The organism is Paenibacillus sp. HWE-109, from assembly GCF_022163125.1.
Lineage (GTDB): Bacteria > Bacillota > Bacilli > Paenibacillales > NBRC-103111 > Paenibacillus_E.
This window is the reverse complement of sequence record NZ_CP091881.1, coordinates 4,497,248-4,514,301: the sequence shown is the minus strand read 5'-3', so window position 1 is coordinate 4,514,301 and position 17,054 is coordinate 4,497,248. Positions and strand designations below refer to the sequence as shown.

The following is a 17,054-nucleotide window of genomic DNA, read 5'->3' as shown; positions in this document are numbered from 1 at the left end:
ACACCTGGTTTGCATAATTTTGATATTTTTTTGCGGATGTGTCGATTTTGTTTAAAGTGGTTCGTCGTCTTTATAGAAGCTGATAACAAAGGAGACTTACGATGAACTCATTCCTTTCAAAAGACGGCACCAAGATCGTCTATGACAAAGTTGGTCAAGGACCAGCGCTCATTCTGGTAGCAGGCGCTTTCAGTTACCGAAAATTCCCGGGGATGGTGAAGTTGGCTAAACTGCTTTCAGAACACTTCACTGTCTATAACTACGATCGTCGAGGTCGAGGCAATAGCGGAGACACCGAATGCTATGATACTGCGCGTGAGATTGAAGATCTGCAGGCAATGATAGCCGAAGCCGGTGGCGCGGCATCTGTGTGGGGATTGTCATCGGGGGCTGTTCTTGCTCTGCAGGCCGCTGCGAAAGGGGTTATGATGACGAAACTAGCCCTCCACGAGCCGCCCTTCGTGGTCGATGCAGCGGATCGCAAGCCGCCGGAAGATTTTCTGCGGCATGTTACTGAGCTTATTGCGGCTGATCGCCGCGCTGAGGCCATTACATATTTTATGACCAAGGGGATGGGCGCTCCTTCATTTGTCGTCGGCATGATGCGCATGATGCCAGGAGTGTGGTCGAAGCTTATGGCCGTTGCGCACACACTTCCTTATGATGCAGCTTTGTTGGATGGATTCATGGATGGCAAGGCTTTACCATCCCGGCTATGGAGCAACGTCAAGGTGCCGACCCTTGTGTTGGAAGGTACGGAGAGCCCGGCTGGGCTTCGCCATGGCGCTCAAGCACTTGCCCGTGTGCTTCCTAACGCGCAGCTGGTGAGCAAAAAGGGACTCGGTCATACGAAGAAACTGAATGCCAAGTTCATTTGCTCGGAGCTGACCACCTTTTTTGCTGGATAAATCAGGGATGTCTTAACGTGGCGGCAGGAACTTCCCTGTGTGCAACGAAGCAATAGGAAGGGATATCGATTCGCAGAAATTATTACGATTAAACAGGAGGAATAACAAATGAGATTTATGATGATTGTCAAGGCAACAACGGATTCAGAGGCGGGAGTTTTGCCCAGCGATGAGCTGATTGCGGCTATGCAGAAATATAATGAGGAATTAATCAAAGCTGGCGTGCTTCTTGCTGCCGATGGCCTGCAACCCAGTTTCACGGGAATACGGATTTCCTATCCGGAACCTGGAGCCAAACCTAAGGTGGTGGACGGTCCATTTACAGAAGCCAAAGAAATGATTGCCGGCTATACGTTGATTGAAGTTAAGTCCAAGGAAGAAGCCATTGAATGGGCTTTACGCATGCCAGACCCCCATGGATTCGGCCAGGGTGAGATTGAACTTAGGCAAGTATTCGAGTTCGAGGAGCTAACGGACGATCCCGACACGCAGGAGAAAGAAGCGGCGCTTCGCCAAGAGATTGAAGGCCAGCGAAGAGGATGAGTTCGTCCCTGACACATAGGACGGTTGACGCGATATGGCGAATGGAGTCAGCCAAGCTGATCGCAGGGTTAACACGCATGGTGCGGGACGTGGGGCTAGCCGAAGATTTGGCTCAAGATGCTTTGGTCATCGCCCTCGATCGTTGGCAGGAGATCGGCATTCCGGACAATCCGGGGGCTTGGCTGATGACGACGGCGAAGCGGCGGGCCCTCGATCTGCTGCGCAGGAATAAGGTGCGTGACCAGAAGTACACAGAGATTGCTCACCAGATGGATTTATACACAGAAGATGATGTGGATCAAGCTTTGGATGGACAAATGGGTGACGATCTTCTTCGCTTGATATTCATGACCTGTCATCCGGTGTTGTCCCAGGATGCCAGAGTTGCCCTCACGCTTCGCTTGTTATGTGGGCTAACGACAGATGAGATCGCGCGTTCTTTCCTCGCGGTTGAATCAACGATTGCCCAGCGGGTTGTCAGGGCGAAGCGAACGCTTAGCGCTGAGAAAGTGGCTTTTGAGGTTCCGGTTGGCAAGGAACTCCAAGACCGACTGTCCGCCGTGCTTGAGGTGATCTATCTGATGTTCAATGAAGGATATTCGGCAACCTCCGGGGATCAATGGATCCGTCCAACGCTGTGCCTGGAGGCGCTGAGATTGGGACGTGTTCTTGCCGAAATAGCCCCGCAGGAGCCCGAAGTTCACGGGTTGGTTGCCCTCATGGAAATGCAATCCTCGCGGTTTAGAACCCGGGTTAACGTCAAGGGAGAACCTGTTCTGCTCACAGATCAAAACCGTGCCCAGTGGGATCAACTGTTGATCCGCCGCGGGCTGGCAGCGCTGGAACGCAGTCGCAAGCTTGGACGAACGCTCGGGCCTTACTCGCTGCAGGCAGCGATAACCGCTTGTCATGCACAAGCGCCCTCTACAGCTGAAACAGACTGGATTCGGATATCCGCTCTCTATGAAGCATTGTCGCGTGTAATGCCTTCACCGATCGTCGAATTAAACCGGGCGGTTGCCATATCGATGGCATTCGGTCCGGCTTTCGGTCTGCAGATTGTCGACGAGTTGAATGCCGAGCCTGCTCTGAAAGGATATCATCTGCTGCCAAGCGTTCGCGGTGATCTCCTTGTGAAGCTCAAGCGGTACGAGGAAGCGCGAGTGGAGTTCGCACGTGCAGCAGCTTTGACTCGCAACGAGCGTGAACAGACACTTTTGCTGAATCGAGCCGCCGAATGTGAGTCGATTAGGGAGGAAAACATATGCGATTTATGTTAATTGTGAAGGCGACTGGGTATTCAGAAGCAGGCCTCCAGCCAAACGGGGAACACCGAGAGGCAGCTATGGACTTCAAGAAATCATTGCTACAAGCTGGTGCGTTTCTTGATGCAGACGAACTTCTGCCTAGTTCGACCAGTGTTAGGATCGTGTATCCTGCGCATGATTGTGAGCCGAATTTAGAGGTTGGCCCATTTCCGGTTCAGCAAGACCTTATGGCGGCATATACGCTGATTGATGTTGCCTCAGAGGAAGAAGCGCTGAATTGGGCGCTCCGCATGCCAGTCCCACCGGGTCGCGGCCCGTATAAGATTGAAATGCGGAAGCTGCGGGAACAAACGGATTTCTTACGCAAACCTGATCTTCATGCTTTGGAGGCTGCGCTCAAGGAGCAACTAGACATGTTAAGAAAATGCTGAGAAATGCTCGCTCCCTATAAACCATTATGATCTTAAAGGAGAAATTGCACATGAATCCAGAAGTAACTGATTTTATCGAAGCGTTAAAAGAACCATGGCAGGTGGAACTCTCCGCACAGCTGAGGGAGCTTGTCAAACAATCGATTCCGGATGTAAGTGAACGTATGCAGTATAAGAAGCCCCACTTTATGAAAAACGGCAAGTATGCCGCTGTCATATCAACTTCCAAAGATGCGGTTAGTTTTACTATCTTCAACACGACTGGATTGGAACTTCCAGAAGGCATGTTTGAGGGGCCGCCGGAAAGAAAGACGTTGAAACTGAGAAAAGGGGATTCCTATAATTCAACAGAGTTGGCTTCTTGGGTCAGTCAGGCTTCAAGTTCACTTTAAGAATAGTGCAGTTGATTAATTAAAAATTGAAAACTGGCATATTGGCGACACTTCCTCCTTATATATGGTATGTAGGGCTTATTTGAAAGGAGAGTGCCAAATTGTCAGATGAGTTTGTTTTGCGTTCATTGGATGAGATTCGCTTCTGGTCACGTATTATGAAAGAGCATTCGTTGTTTCTAAAACTGGGTTTTCGATGCGAAGATACACAACTAATCCAAGAAGCGAATCATTATTATCAAATTTTTGAGCATATCGAAGGCCGGTCCCATGCCTATAATGAACAAACAGATCCGGAACAAATCCGAAGATTTAATGTCGAAGTGCATGCGGCCGTTTCGCACATCTGGGCTTTTAAGAGGAAAGTTCTCGGGCTCATTATTCAATGCAAACTTCCAGGCGGCAACAACTTTCCGTTATTGGTTGACCATACAAGCAGAGAAGCCAACTATTTCAGGAATCGATTAGAGGAATTAAACGCGGGCAGATTAGAACCATTGCCAGATGCGATTATCGATGAAAATATCTTCTTCTTGCGAATTATGGCTGACCATGCCAAATTTATTGGGCATCTGCTGGATCCATCTGAACGCCAATTAGTGGAACAAGCGCGGAACTTTAGTCATGATTTTGACCAGCTTCTCTTCCAAGCCGTTGATTTAAGCGGTATGCGGCCGCAATCACAAACAGAACCGCTCCTTGATCAATTCCTGGACCAAAACCGAGTTTCTGTCGTTTCGCTGCGCGACTTCAAACAGACAGCGCGAGATTTAATCGAGGCTTGTCGGATCAAAAGCATTATACATCCCTTGCTTGCTGATCACGTATTCCGTGAGGCTGAAAGATTTCTACATATCATTGATATGTTTGAACGATGTTTAACCGGAAATGTCAGCAGGAACTAACTAAAAGCCCAGAAACCAAGCAGGTGATCCTGCATGAGCTTCTGGGCTTTATAAGTTGTGTTATTCGTTATTATTCGCTGTTCTCCTGGTTCGCTGGTTAACGATGAACAGGAGCCCAAAGGAGATGAGTATAATGGCAGCGGCCCAACACCAGGCAAGCGACTGGTTGCCTGACTCCACGGCTATATAGATGGCGGTAGGGAGTGTTTGCGTTTTGTGAGGGATATTTCCTGCGATCATCAGGGTTGCGCCGAATTCCCCCAGACCACGGGCAAAGCCGAGAATGTACGCGGCCATCAACGAGCGCCATGCCAGAGGAAGGGTGACATAGCGCAGCACTTGCCACTCGCTCGCCCCGATAGATCTCCCGGCATCTTCCAAATCCTTGTTAACCAGTGAAAAACCGGTTGTCATCGTTTGATAAACGAGCGGAAATGCAACGACGACTGAAGCGATGACAGCAGCGCCCCATGTGAAGATGATCGACTGGTTGAATAGGCTTTCCATCCAGTATCCGATCCAACTCTTTTTCCCCAACAGGACTAATAAGATAAAGCCTACAACTGTCGGAGGAAGTACTAATGGCAGAAGGAAGGTCGCTTCTAAAACGGTTTTTCCGCGGAAATGACGCCGCGACATCCCCCAAGCTGCTATACCTCCTATCAGTAGAACGAAGATGCTGGATACGACGGCTACTTTCAGAGAAAGCAGGATGGGAGAAGCAAATTCAGTCCAGTTAATCGAGTTCATCATCATTTTGGAATTGAAAAGCCGAATTTAACAAAGACATCTTGTGCTTCTTTTGTTTGCAGGTAGGCATAAAAATCAGCTGTTTCTTTGCTGTGTTTCGTTGCCTTGACAATGCCTGCTGGATATTCGATAGGTGTATAGGATTTGGGATCAACACTGAAGGCTACTTTGACGCTTTTGGAAGTTAGCGCATCGGTTTTATACACAAAACCAGCTTCAGCATTCCCCGACTCTACATAGGTTAGCACTTGGCGCACATCCTTGCCCTGAACGATTTTGGGTTGAAGCGTATCCCAAAGTTTCGCGTTCGTCAACGCCTCTTTGGCGTAACTGCCGGCAGGAACGGTTTGCGGTTCTCCAACGGCCAAATGTTTGATGGCATCATTGGTTAGATCGTCTGCTTTCTGCACAGCTACTTTGCCATCCGCAGGAACTACAACGACTAATTCATTGATTAATAAATTCTTTTGCTGCGCCGTGTCAATCAATTGCTTGTCAACTAGAGCTTTCATATTTTTGGTCGCAGCCGAGAAGAACAAGTCAGCTGGCGCCCCTTGCTCGATTTGCTGCTGCAATGCCCCCGAGGCCCCGAAGTTGAAGTTGAGTTTGATTTGTTTGTTCTTGCCCTCGTAGTTTGTTTGAATCTCTTTGAATGCATCGGTTAAGCTTGCTGCTGCGGAAATCGTTAATTCAACTTTTTCCGTTGGTACAGGTGTTGAAGTGGCTGCTGCTGTGGCTTGAGCGGTTTGAACTGGCGTTGCACTAGCAGCGGGCTGTTCTTTTTTGCTTGCGCAACCTGTCAAGACCAATGCGGCTATAATGAAACATGATAAAACATAACTAAACTTGCTTAATTTCAACATAAGTTCCCCTCCAAGGTTGAATATCTATCTATTTGATTATAAGTAGAATTATATAATCATTGTTCATTATATTAAAGCGTCTATGATTAGTAAACATCTTTTGCGTAGCGCTTTGACTGTGACATCTCTTTCAAATAGGTTTCAACCTCAGCGGAAGTCATCCCGCTATGCTGTTGAATGATTTGTTTGAGCGCAGCTTCAACCTCTTTGGCCATCTGGCTTGCATCCCCGCAGATATAGAAATGAGCGCCTTCTTGGAGCCACTCCCACAACTCAGCCCCATGCTCGATCATCCGATGCTGAACATAGATTTTGTCGGGCTGGTCACGTGAAAAGGCGGTGTCCAGTCGGTGTAAAATTCCTTCCGTTTGCCAAGCTTGAAGTTCCTCTTTGAAGTAGAAGTCACTGGCGGCTCTCTGCTCTCCAAATATGAGCCAGTTCTTCCCTTTGGCGCCGACTGCCTTGCGCTCTTGCATGAAACCGCGGAAGGGGCCGACACCAGTGCCCGGCCCAATCATAATCATGGGTATGTCCGGATTGGCTGGGGGGCGGAAATGGGCTGTTTTTTGCACAAAAACAGGAATGTCGGAGCACGACTCCGCACGATCTGCAAGGAAGGCGGAGCAAACACCTTTTCTGGATTTTCCGTTATATGAATAGCGCACAGTAGAGACGGTGATATGAACCTCGTCGGGACCAGCTTGCGGACTCGAAGAAATGGAATAAAGTCTTGGCTGCATAGGCTTGAGAATATCAAGAAAATCTATGGCGCTAATCGAAATGGGAAACTCCTGAAGCACATCGACCAATTGTCGTCCCCAAAGCCATTTCTTCAGTTCCGATTTGTTTTCGTTTTTGAGCAGATGGCCAAGCACTTCGCTACTCGAGCGTTCTTGAATGAATCGAAGCATTCCTGGCGTGATACGGACAATTTCATAGTGATGGAGCAAAGCAGCGGCGATTGACATTTCGCCCAGTTCCTTAACAGTCACGGCTGCTGCAGAATCCACCTGGATAACTGCCAAGATTTCATCGACTAAATCTGGACAATTCGTAGGCCATACTCCCAAGGCATCCCCAGCCTCATAACGCATACCGCTATTCTTAAGATCAAAAATAAAATGTCGAGTTTCTTTCTCAGAATTTGCTGGATTCAAACGACGATTGGCAATAAGGGTTGTGCGCAGTGGATGATTTCGATCATAAACCTTGTTCTTTATTAACTCAGTTGCAGGAAGCTGCTCGGGTTCAGGGCTGCTTTGCGGTGGCTCATTTAAGGTTCTGGCAATTGTCATGATCCAAGTTGCCAACTGCTCTTGATAATCTGTATCGCAATCAGTACGATCCAAGAGACGATAAGCGCCAAGTTCCTCGAGACGCGCATCCAAATTACGACCGAATCCACAGAAAAGATCGTAGTTGGTGTCACCGAAAGCGAGAACTGCGAAGCGAAGATTGGATAAACGAGGCATGCTGCTTGCTTTCAACATTTGCCAGAAACTCTCGCCATTATCAGGCGGATCGCCAGCTCCGAAAGTGCTTGCGATGAACAGCATATGACGTTCGTTCGGTAGATCATCCAGCGCGTAGGCATTCATCTGGACTAAGCGGATGTCATAACCTTCTTGCTGCAGCTGTTTCGCGCATGCATGGGCTGCACCTTCCGCATTGCCGGTTTGTGAAGCCCAAACAATCGTGACTGGATGCTTAGATCCCTTCTGTGTCATCTGCGAAGCAGCCGGAGAGATCTCGGGTGATACAGGCACTGCAAACATCGGAATAGCAGCAGGTTCAGGAAGATAAGTGCGAGAAAAGATCCCAGCTAACAAGCCATCCAGCCAATATCGTTTTATTGGTTCGAGCGGCGCCGTAGGCGGTAGAACGGGAATGCCAGCAGCATTGCGTGACTCTTCTGTGCGCAAACTGGTGATGAATCCTGAAAGATACGTTTTCTCATGGCTTTCCAGCGTCATTACGGAGTTTGGCTGAATACCCAACATACTTGCAAGTGTATCAATTTGCGCCATATGGACGACCTCCTTCAGTAGATTGGATGGCATCGATTCTAAAGGTTCAACAACGCGAATCAGGGAGACTGCGCAATATTTAAACTCTGGTTGAAATGAAATCGGGTCAATTGCATCATTGGTGACGTCATTAATGGCAAGGTTTTCCCCGAAAATGTCGTTCCAATGAAAGGGCGCAAAGCAGTTCCCAGGACGGACCCGGTCAGTAATCGCTGCCGGTAGCACAGCAAGACCGCGCCGCGAGCGGATTTCCAGTCGATCTTGCTCTTTAATTCCGAGCGTCTGGGCATCTTCTGGATGAATTTCGATAAAGGGGCCAGGATTCAGTTTGTTTAACATAGGGATTTTGCCTGTTTTGGTCATCGTATGCCACTGGTGCTGCAAACGGCCTGTGTTTAGGACAAAGGGGAAATCGCTGTCCGGCATTTCAGCAGGAGGTAAATAGGGACGAGCAAGAAAAACTCCCCTTCCACTTTCTGTTGGGAACACGAGGGCAGGGCGACTGCCGTCTGGATGGACCTTCAGGTTCTGGCTGATCCCATCGTTCAAGTAGCGGATTGGATTCCGATCATTCTTGCTGTCTGGCGCACATGGCCATTGCATGGGGGTTTCAAGCAGACGTTCGTAGGTGGCGCCGCGGATATCGTAACCGGTCTTGGCATTCCATGCTTGTTGAATTTCTTGATAAACCTCACTCGAAGAGCTGTACGTGAAAGCAGCTGAGTAACCCATTTCGCAAGCGACTTTGGCAATGATCTGCCAGTCGGGAAGTGCTTCACCCGGCGGATCTATGGCTTTCTGCATCCTTGTTAAGTTCCGCTCCGAATTGATCATAACGCCTTCGGCCTCTGACCATAAGGCGCCAGGGAGCATGATGTCTGCATATCGGTTGGTCTCGGTCTCGAAGTACGCATCCTGAGTGATTACAAGCTCTGCCTTCTGCAGGCCGGCTATGACGTTCTTACGGTTGGGAACCGTGGCTACCGGGTTTGTGCAAATAATCCAGCAGGCTTTGATATCTCCGGCTTGCATACTTTGAAACATAGAAACCGTACCAGTGCCGATGTCAGTCCTCAGTGAACCACGCGGTATTTTCCACATCTCCTCGATAAAAGTGCGATCGGATTCGACCAACACGGAACGTTGTCCAGGCAGTCCTGGTCCCATATAGCCCATCTCTCTGCCGCCCATTGCGTTCGGTTGTCCTGTAAGCGAGAAGGGGCCGCTGCCAGGTCGACATATTTTGCCGGTTGCCAGATGTAGATTGCAAATCGCATTGGTATGCCAGGTGCCATGCGTGCTTTGATTAAGACCCATTGTCCAGCAGCTCATCCACTCGGGCGATTCCCCGATCCATTGAGCGGCTAAGCGGATATCAGCTTCAGCGATACCCGTTATGTCAGCTACTTTGCTTGGTGTGTATGCTTCCAGAAATTCAGGCATAGTCTCCCAACCAGCTGTAAAATCAGCGATAAATGCCGCATCGGTATGACCATTTTGGAGCAGCAGATGCAGAAGACCATTAAGAAGAGCCAGATCCGTTCCTGGTTTTATTTGCATGAAGAGACTAGCTTTATCTGCCGTTGCGTTGCGACGGGGGTCAACGACGATCAGTTTGGCGCCAGCTTTGACCCGATCCATCACACGCAGAAAGAGGATAGGATGACAATCGGCCATATTCGCGCCAATGACGAAAAATAAATCCGCCTGATCCATATCCTGATAGGAACCAGGAGGTCCATCCGATCCGAGAGATAGTTTGTAGCCGCTGCCTGCGCTTGCCATGCATAACCGTGAGTTGGATTCAATGTTGTTGGTACGTACAAACCCTTTGGCTAATTTATTGATAAGGTATTGAGCTTCCAGCGACATTTGGCCGGAGACATAGAAGGAAAGAGCGTCAGGGCCATGCCTATCGAGGATAGCTCGCAACTGACTTGCCGTTTCATGGATCGCCTCTTGGATTGAGATTTTGAGGGGGGCGGCATTCCGCTTTGGGCGCTTGTAAGCATATTCCATTCGTCCTGATTCAGCAATTGCTTGCGCGCATGTGTTGCCTTTGGTGCACAGTCTGCCGTAATTCGTCGGATGTTCTTTGTCGCCTGTAACTTTCAGTACGCGGTTTCCGAGCACTTCCAGTATGATTCCACAGCCTACACCACAATAGGGGCAAACACTTTTAACTTTTTTGGTGGACGTTGTTGACATATAAGGTCACCCGCATTTTTCGTGCATCGCACGGATGTATTTTGATTGAAAATGCTGAAAAACTAACACAGGATATAACTGGATATCGCTATTTTATACCAATATATATCGTACTACGACTTAAGTCAATAAATTATGTTAATATACATGACATTAAAATGAGTTTTTACTCTTGTTTTCAATCGTTTTATATTATATGTTAAGTAATGTGACTTATAAGGTGTATAAAAGCCGATCTTTTCAGAGTCCGAAGAGAGTGAATATTGTAAACTACATGTATTCCGTTATTCCAAGGAGCACACGATGAATGAAAAGCGATTGCCCAAGCATGTGTACGAGCAGCTAGCTATATTCCGCTATCAAATTCGCAAATTTATACGCTTCAGCGAGGAAGCAGCACGGGAAAAAGGACTCACACCACAATATCACCAATTGATGTTGTCCATTATGGGATTCCCTGATCGGGAGTTCGCTACTCCGAAAGAGTTGGCTGAACGATTGCAGATCACTCGCCATGCCTGTGTAGAGCTTATTAAACGGTGTGAGGAAATGGACTTGGTGCAGCGGTTTCCGAACGAAGAGGATAAACGGAGTATCTTCATCCGATTGACGTCTTACGGCATGGGGATTTTGGAGGAGTTGTCCGAAATTCATATCGATGAACTAACGAGAGCTGGATTGCTTGAGTTTCAAAAAGAGTAAACACACGCAAAAGGACCGCGCTAGTTCAGCGGGTCCGGTTTCTGTGTGGATGTTAGCTTTTACAATGATTAGATGTGGCTGTATGGTGCTTTAGGGATTAAGAGGCTTGCTACGAAGTACATCAGTGTCACCGTTCCAAAGCTGCTTAGAGCGGCTGCTACGAGTAGCAGCCGAATGAGGGTTGCGTTAACGCCAAGCCACTCGGCCATACCTCCGCAAAGTCCGGTTAATTTACTGTCAGTTGTCGATCTGAATAGTTTGTTCATGTGAATAAGTCTCCTCTCAAGTTTCAAGCCTATTTGGGTTTGCTTCAACGTCGTTCTTATATCTTTATTGTAGCTGCTTCAATCGTTGGCGAAAATGGACCTCTGGCGGTTTTGGAAGCCCTACTAAAGTCGGGGAGGTTCCACAACTTCAGTTGAGCTTGGTCACTTTTGCAATAATTAACATCGACGTTAGGTTAAATAACACGTATACTAATATTTTGAAAAAATAGATCATATGGAGTGGATGGCTGTGGAAATTAAACTGGATGATTTGACAGGTGCCCAAGTAATTGCCTTGGTAGGTGAACATTTTCAGAGTATGTCGGCTCAATCTCCGGCTGAAAGTATGCATGCGCTGAATCTGGATGGGTTAAAAAAGCCGGAAATTACGTTTTGGAGTGTATGGGATCACAATGAGATCATGGGCTGCGGGGCACTCAAAGAACTCGGCGGCCAGCATGGAGAGATCAAGTCTATGCGAACATCCGCGTTGCATTTGCGAAAAGGTGTTGCCAAACGTCTTCTTGAACATATTATTGAGGAAGCGAAGAGACGCGGCTATGTGCGTTTAAGCTTGGAAACAGGTTCTATGGAGTCTTTCCAACCGGCGATTAAACTGTATGAAACCTTAGGATTTCATTACTGTGAGCCGTTTGCAGATTATATCGAGGATCCGAACAGTGTGTTTATGACCAAGGAATTGTAAATCAGGCGGAATAGGAATAAGGCTTGCGCAGGCAACTTCATGCGCAGGCCTTTTTTAAGTTCCGTTATTTCGATATTCAGCAGGCGTAATTCCCGTATATTTTTTGAACACTTTATAGAAATAAGTACTATTGTTATAACCAGTCTTTTGTGAGATTTCTTCAATAGAGTCGTGGGTGGAAACGAGCTTTTCCTTCGCTCTCTCGATGCGAAACTCATTTAAATAGTCAGGAATCGACTTGTTGGTGAGCTTTTTGAAAATACGACCGAGATAGGCTGGTGTGAAATCAAGGATCTCCGCGATTCGGAATAGCGACAATTCTCGGTCAGCATAATTTTGATGAATGATGGTATCAATAGATACGATCAAGTTGTCATGTTTTGAACTTTTTTTATCTTTAAATCCAAGGCATAGCTGGTCAATTAATTCGTAGAAATGATCTTGCACATCGCGCAAAGTTTCCAATTTGTGCATGTGATGGATAAAAGATCCGAAATCGTGATCCAGGAGTAAGCCGGCGTTTCGATCCATGTTGATTGCAGCCGTACTTAGCGAGAAAGCCAACTGATTAAACAGCATGTTGTAAACCATATAGGAGGGCGGCTCCACCGTCTGAACGATTTCATCGAACCATTTCTTCGACTCTGCCGCTTTGCCCAGCTTCAGCGTCTCCAACATATTATTTTCAAGCAGGTTGGGATGAACGAAAGGGGCAAGCGCTTGCTGGCGAGGTTGTCGACTATGCAGAATGCAGCGATAGCCTTCAACAAATTTGTATTTCAACTGCTGCTGTGTTTCCGAATAGAGGTCAGATACTTCAATTAAGCTGTCGCCGGTTCTGCTGATGGAGGCGGACAACGATAAGTTCAGAAATTGGTCGGTGGAATCTTGAACTTGCTTTACCAGATCAATCCATGAAGGTTCCGCTTGGAAGCTGCCATTCAAAAGAACGGCAATGGTCTTCTCATCTATATCGATACATTCGCAGCTGCCAGTTTGAGCGAACGTTTCGGAAGCGATATTCATAATGCCGTATTTAAAGAGCACCCGGTCTTCGAAGTGATATTGCCTGGAAAACGAGTCGAAGCGGTCGATTACGAAAAGGATGAGCACATAATCGCTGGCGGGATCCATCGCGATTTCGAATTCCTTGAGCTCTCTTTCGATGTCAAGGGGCTTTTTATACCCGCTTGTATGAACCAGCTGGCGCAAAAAATGCTGTTTCAGTTTGTACTGATTATTGCGTTTTTCTTTCATCAGTACGTTTAATTTGGATGTGACTTTCTCGATGGGTTTATACAGTGATTTGGACAAGAAGAAAGAGATGCTGAGCCCGATTAGCAGGATGAAGAAACAGACTAGAAGAACGGTCTTCTTAATCGTTTCGATTTTCCCCATGATGGTGTTATAAGGCAACACGCGGATGAAAAGCCAATTGGTGACGTCATGCTTGGAGTAGACAACCAAGGATTTGACGCCTTCCACCTGATCCACAAAATAGCCGGATGCTTGACTGGAGGAAGTGTTCAGTATCTTTTGGACATAAGGCTTCTCATGAAGATCCGCGAGGAACGGCATGGTGTCGGTGCTGGTTACCAATGTGCCTTTGCTGTCGATGATGAAGGTTGAGCCATTCTTGTCCATATCCAGGCTGGTTATCGCATCTTTCATCCAACGCTCTGGCACGTTGAGCATAATCATATTGTCGAGATCGGAGGATTGACCTTGCAGATCATAAAAGACAAAAGTGTATACATTCGCTGTTTTGACCTCTTGAAACGGCGTTTGAACAGGTATTTCCCGGGGAATAGGTGCCAGACGCTTGTAATTGCTGAAATGTTCGATCAGCTTGCGCGCATCCACATCATAGAAATCATCGAAATTCTGAATCGCATTGCCAGAGGATAACGTGGAGGCATAAAACGTTTTGGAGTTCTTACCATAAATATAGATGGAATGAATGAAGTAGTTCATATTCAAATAAGCATTCAATCGAGTTAACGCGGTGGTTGTCTCGACATTGCCAGGGGAAGTGTAATGGAGCAGTTTATCCAAAAGCGGATCGGCGTATATTTGAAGCGCGTAGCTTGTTGAGTTTTCAATCATCGATTTTGCGCTATAGCTCGTTTGAGACAAGCTGCTTTTTTCAGATGCATAGATGTTGGACAAGGCGATTTTCTCGAAGCTTGCGTAGAGAGCAGAAGATAAAGTCACGATGGTAAGGATGATGCAAACGATGAGCGAAAGGAAGATGTTGGCGTAAAGCTTATTGGGTGTTCGAGCCATTGTGAGTTTCATCAGCAAGTCTAAGCTCCTTCGTTAGGCAGGATCGATGTATTCATTATTATAGTGAATAATTTGTAAACAGGTAAGTGTAGATACAAAAAGTATAAAGCTGAACCAATTCGTATAGGTGCTTTTCGCAAATAATTGGAGTCGTTTAACCAGTTTGTGAAGTATACGGGGAGCAGGATCGTGAACTAGTATGGAGTTAGGAAACCGGTTATCCTAATCACAGCTGATGGAGGGCTCCATGGAGAGAAGGCAATCTGTAGAGAAATATGTGTTCCAAGTCATCGGCTATGTCTTCATATCGCTGTTCGCGCTGATGTGTTTGATTCCCTTCTTAATGATTGTCATAGGCTCAGTGACAGAAGAATCGAGCATTATTAGAAACGGATATAGTCTCATTCCGAGTATGTTTTCATTAGATGCTTATGCCTTTATATTAAAAAATCCCAAACAGATCATATCCGCATATCAAATTACATTATTGGTTACGATCGCGGGTACAGGGATCGGGCTGTTCCTTACAGCGATGACGGCATATGTTTTGCAGCGCAAAGACTTCAAGTACCGCAACGTGTTCTCCTTTTATTTCTTCTTCACCACTTTGTTTTCTGGGGGACTTGTGCCCTGGTACATACTGATCGTCAAGTATTTGGGGTGGAAGGATTCGCTCCTGGCCTTGATTATCCCTCCGTTATTAAACGTATTTTATATCATTATCATGAGAAGCTTTATCAGCTCCACAATCCCAGATGCCATCAGCGAATCAGCCAAAATCGATGGTGCCGGTGATTTCCGAATCTTCTTCTCCATGATTCTTCCGCTAACGAAGCCTGCACTGGCTACGATCGGGTTGTTCATTTCGCTTAATTATTGGAATGATTGGTATCATGCGACCTTGTTCATTAACAAAGAGCACCTGTATCCACTGCAATATTTTCTCTATAAAATATTGAGCAGCATCGCTTTTGCCAACTCTTCCGTGGCCTCCCAAGGATCTGTCGTGATGGATACGCCGAAGGAATCGTTCAAACTGGCGATGACGGTGATCGCGACGGGGCCGATTATACTGCTCTATCCTTTTGTACAGAAGTATTTTATTCAAGGAATTACGATAGGCGCCGTCAAGGGATGACATCGGCTTAGGCTGTTGATCATAGATGAGTGTACGAGAGCAAAGGGGAGGATTTATCGATGAAACATGTAAAGACGCTGATAGCTGCCAGCTTGGCGGCTGTCCTGCTGCTGGCAGGCTGCTCGACAAACAGAGGCCAAGAAACGGCTTCACCTAAACCGTCGGCTGGCACAAGTACGGAAACGGGTTCCAACAAAGTGGATATTTCCAAAGAAGTGAAGCTCAAAATATATCTGATTGGCGATCAGCCCAAGGACATCGGACTTGTTTATGACGAAGTCAACAAGATGCTCAAACGGGATATTAATGCAACTGTTGAGCCTGTTTTCCTCTCTTGGGGAGATTACCTGCAGAAGTATCCGCTTCTATTCGCGACGGGAGAAGATTTCGACCTGGTGTTCTCGGCGAATTGGATCAAGTATGGGGAACAGGCGATCAAAGGGGCTTTCCTGGAACTTACGCCAGATATGATAACGAAATATGCGCCGCAAACGATGAAGGAGATGCCTAAGGAGGCCTGGGAACAGGCGAAGGTCCAGAATAAAATCTATATGGTGCCTGCTTCAACCAAAGACTTCTCCATGGCTGTTGTCGGCGTCAGAGGAGATTTGCGAGCGAAATACAACATTCCTGAGTTGAAAACGATCAATGATTTCGAGAAATATTTAGAAGTTATTTCCAAAAACGAGCCTAGTATGGTGCCTTTCGATGAAGGCTTTAATGCTTATACGATGTATGATTTCATGGTCGGTACGGAACTCACACCTAAGCTGATTATTGGCAATTCGCTCGTTTCCGTTGATCTGAAAGATAAGTCAGGGAAGCTGATTGATGTCGCGCAAACCCCGCAGTATTTGGAATTTGCCAAGAAAATGGCCGATTGGAACAAGAAAGGCTATTGGTCCCAGAATGCCCTGCTCAATAAGACGCCAGTGAAAGATTCTTTCCTGGCTGGCAAAAGCGCTTCGATGGCTGGAAATATTCAAGATATGAGTCTGGGTGTAACAACAGCGAATCAGAAGCATCCAGAATGGAAAGTTGAGCTGTTTGATCTATATAACGGCAAGGCAACTTATGTGAACCCTTACATAGGCAACGGTATGTCGATCAATGCTAATGCCAAAAATCCCGAGAGAGCCTTGATGATGCTCGATCTATTCCGAAATAATGAGGATTATTTCAATTTAACGACTTATGGAATCAAAGGCAAGCATTATGATTTGACAGCAGATAAGAAAATTCAGGCTCTGGGCGGAACGGATTCCGGTTACAAAATCGATTCGGGCTCCCCGTGGGGCTGGAGAACGCAAGGGCTGATCAAGCCGCTGGCAGATCAACCGAAAGAAGTTGCAGCGATCCAAGCGGCTTGGACCAAAACCGCGATAACGAATCCACTGCTCAATTTTGTGTTCGATACAACGAATGTGAAGAATGAGCTCGCAGCGATCAAGAATGTGAAGGATCAATATCGCAATCCCATTACATTAGGTGTAGTGAATGATCCGCTCGAAGCGGTCAAGACACTCAATACCAAAAATAAAGAAGCGGGTCTGGATAAAGTGGTTGCGGAAGCGCAGAAACAGCTTGACGAATTTGTAAAGAATAACAAATAACAAGTGAGAAAGGACGAGAGGGCTGCGACGATCATGCAAGCAGTCCCT

General features: G+C 46.9%; 15 protein-coding genes. 10 read left to right on the top strand and 5 right to left on the bottom strand.

Annotated features, from left to right (window positions below; genetic code table 11):
• Positions 1 to 101 precede the first annotated feature (101 nt).
• The 6 genes from LOZ80_RS19380 (at position 102) to LOZ80_RS19355 (ending at position 4,447) form a co-directional block, all read left to right on the top strand.
• A complete protein-coding gene (locus tag LOZ80_RS19380) occupies positions 102 to 908 on the top strand; it encodes an alpha/beta fold hydrolase (RefSeq protein WP_238172855.1) in 807 nt (268 codons plus the stop codon).
• A 108-nt stretch (positions 909 to 1,016) separates the two neighbouring features.
• On the top strand, positions 1,017 to 1,451 hold the full coding sequence (locus tag LOZ80_RS19375; protein ID WP_238172854.1) for a YciI family protein: 435 nt from the start codon (positions 1,017 to 1,019) through the stop codon (positions 1,449 to 1,451).
• A complete protein-coding gene (locus tag LOZ80_RS19370; protein ID WP_238172853.1) occupies positions 1,448 to 2,731 on the top strand; it encodes an RNA polymerase sigma factor in 1,284 nt (427 codons plus the stop codon). The genes LOZ80_RS19375 and LOZ80_RS19370 overlap by 4 nt, the downstream gene beginning before the upstream one ends.
• Complete coding sequence (locus LOZ80_RS19365) at positions 2,716 to 3,150, top strand: YciI family protein (RefSeq protein WP_238172852.1); 435 nt, start codon at positions 2,716 to 2,718, stop codon at positions 3,148 to 3,150. The genes LOZ80_RS19370 and LOZ80_RS19365 overlap by 16 nt, the downstream gene beginning before the upstream one ends.
• Before the next feature lie 50 nt (positions 3,151 to 3,200).
• Positions 3,201 to 3,542: a DUF1801 domain-containing protein gene (locus tag LOZ80_RS19360; protein WP_238172851.1), complete on the top strand. Its 342-nt coding sequence runs from the start codon at positions 3,201 to 3,203 to the stop codon at positions 3,540 to 3,542.
• Between the two features lie 101 nt (positions 3,543 to 3,643).
• Positions 3,644 to 4,447 (top strand): DUF2935 domain-containing protein, encoded by an 804-nt coding sequence (locus tag LOZ80_RS19355; protein WP_238172850.1) that lies wholly within the window; start codon positions 3,644 to 3,646, stop codon positions 4,445 to 4,447.
• Between the two features lie 60 nt (positions 4,448 to 4,507).
• On the opposite strand, the gene modB is transcribed toward LOZ80_RS19355, so the two are convergent.
• The 3 genes from modB to LOZ80_RS19340 all read right to left on the bottom strand — a co-directional run bounded on the left by modB (position 4,508) and on the right by LOZ80_RS19340 (position 10,295).
• Positions 4,508 to 5,197: a molybdate ABC transporter permease subunit gene (gene modB / locus LOZ80_RS19350; protein ID WP_238173047.1), complete on the bottom strand. Its 690-nt coding sequence runs from the start codon at positions 5,195 to 5,197 to the stop codon at positions 4,508 to 4,510.
• Between the two features lie 2 nt (positions 5,198 to 5,199).
• Complete coding sequence (gene modA, locus LOZ80_RS19345; protein WP_238172849.1) at positions 5,200 to 6,060, bottom strand: molybdate ABC transporter substrate-binding protein; 861 nt, start codon at positions 6,058 to 6,060, stop codon at positions 5,200 to 5,202.
• A gap of 86 nt (positions 6,061 to 6,146) precedes the next feature.
• Positions 6,147 to 10,295 carry a bifunctional nitrate reductase/sulfite reductase flavoprotein subunit alpha gene (locus LOZ80_RS19340; protein ID WP_238172848.1) on the bottom strand — a complete coding sequence of 1,383 codons (4,149 nt, stop codon included), beginning with the start codon at positions 10,293 to 10,295 and terminating at the stop codon, positions 6,147 to 6,149.
• A 303-nt stretch (positions 10,296 to 10,598) separates the two neighbouring features.
• On the opposite strand from LOZ80_RS19340, the gene LOZ80_RS19335 reads away from it, so the two are divergent.
• On the top strand, positions 10,599 to 10,997 hold the full coding sequence (locus LOZ80_RS19335; RefSeq protein WP_238172847.1) for a MarR family winged helix-turn-helix transcriptional regulator: 399 nt from the start codon (positions 10,599 to 10,601) through the stop codon (positions 10,995 to 10,997).
• Between the two features lie 68 nt (positions 10,998 to 11,065).
• Here LOZ80_RS19335 and LOZ80_RS19330 read toward each other — a convergent pair whose 3' ends face one another.
• Positions 11,066 to 11,263: a PspC domain-containing protein gene (locus LOZ80_RS19330; protein WP_238172846.1), complete on the bottom strand. Its 198-nt coding sequence runs from the start codon at positions 11,261 to 11,263 to the stop codon at positions 11,066 to 11,068.
• A 250-nt stretch (positions 11,264 to 11,513) separates the two neighbouring features.
• Between LOZ80_RS19330 and LOZ80_RS19325 the strand changes: the two genes are divergently transcribed.
• The gene (locus LOZ80_RS19325) at positions 11,514 to 11,969 is read left to right on the top strand and encodes a GNAT family N-acetyltransferase (protein WP_238172845.1); all 456 of its coding nucleotides are present in this window, start codon (positions 11,514 to 11,516) and stop codon (positions 11,967 to 11,969) included.
• Positions 11,970 to 12,023: 54 nt separating this feature from the next.
• On the opposite strand, the gene LOZ80_RS19320 is transcribed toward LOZ80_RS19325, so the two are convergent.
• Positions 12,024 to 14,267 (bottom strand): AraC family transcriptional regulator, encoded by a 2,244-nt coding sequence (locus tag LOZ80_RS19320; RefSeq protein WP_238173046.1) that lies wholly within the window; start codon positions 14,265 to 14,267, stop codon positions 12,024 to 12,026.
• A gap of 235 nt (positions 14,268 to 14,502) precedes the next feature.
• On the opposite strand from LOZ80_RS19320, the gene LOZ80_RS19315 reads away from it, so the two are divergent.
• Together LOZ80_RS19315 and LOZ80_RS19310 are read left to right on the top strand one after the other, a co-directional pair.
• Positions 14,503 to 15,393, top strand: coding sequence for a carbohydrate ABC transporter permease (locus tag LOZ80_RS19315; protein WP_238172844.1), 891 nt, complete (start codon positions 14,503 to 14,505; stop codon positions 15,391 to 15,393).
• A 59-nt stretch (positions 15,394 to 15,452) separates the two neighbouring features.
• Positions 15,453 to 17,006: an ABC transporter substrate-binding protein gene (locus LOZ80_RS19310; RefSeq protein ID WP_238172843.1), complete on the top strand. Its 1,554-nt coding sequence runs from the start codon at positions 15,453 to 15,455 to the stop codon at positions 17,004 to 17,006.
• The last annotated feature ends 48 nt before the right edge of the window (positions 17,007 to 17,054 follow it).

Excerpts from the sequence above, each read along its gene's own strand:
- LOZ80_RS19380 (WP_238172855.1), top strand. The coding sequence starts at position 102 with ATGAACTCATTCCTTTCAAAAGACGGCACCAAGATCGTCTATGACAAA.
- LOZ80_RS19375 (WP_238172854.1), top strand. The coding sequence starts at position 1,017 with ATGAGATTTATGATGATTGTCAAGGCAACAACGGATTCAGAGGCGGGA.
- LOZ80_RS19370 (WP_238172853.1), top strand. The coding sequence starts at position 1,448 with ATGAGTTCGTCCCTGACACATAGGACGGTTGACGCGATATGGCGAATG.
- LOZ80_RS19365 (WP_238172852.1), top strand. The coding sequence starts at position 2,716 with ATGCGATTTATGTTAATTGTGAAGGCGACTGGGTATTCAGAAGCAGGC.
- LOZ80_RS19360 (WP_238172851.1), top strand. The coding sequence starts at position 3,201 with ATGAATCCAGAAGTAACTGATTTTATCGAAGCGTTAAAAGAACCATGG.
- modB (WP_238173047.1), bottom strand. The coding sequence starts at position 5,197 with ATGAACTCGATTAACTGGACTGAATTTGCTTCTCCCATCCTGCTTTCT.
- modA (WP_238172849.1), bottom strand. The coding sequence starts at position 6,060 with ATGTTGAAATTAAGCAAGTTTAGTTATGTTTTATCATGTTTCATTATA.
- LOZ80_RS19340 (WP_238172848.1), bottom strand. The coding sequence starts at position 10,295 with ATGTCAACAACGTCCACCAAAAAAGTTAAAAGTGTTTGCCCCTATTGT.
- LOZ80_RS19335 (WP_238172847.1), top strand. The coding sequence starts at position 10,599 with ATGAATGAAAAGCGATTGCCCAAGCATGTGTACGAGCAGCTAGCTATA.
- LOZ80_RS19330 (WP_238172846.1), bottom strand. The coding sequence starts at position 11,263 with ATGAACAAACTATTCAGATCGACAACTGACAGTAAATTAACCGGACTT.
- LOZ80_RS19320 (WP_238173046.1), bottom strand. The coding sequence starts at position 14,267 with ATGAAACTCACAATGGCTCGAACACCCAATAAGCTTTACGCCAACATC.
- LOZ80_RS19315 (WP_238172844.1), top strand. The coding sequence starts at position 14,503 with ATGGAGAGAAGGCAATCTGTAGAGAAATATGTGTTCCAAGTCATCGGC.
- LOZ80_RS19310 (WP_238172843.1), top strand. The coding sequence starts at position 15,453 with ATGAAACATGTAAAGACGCTGATAGCTGCCAGCTTGGCGGCTGTCCTG.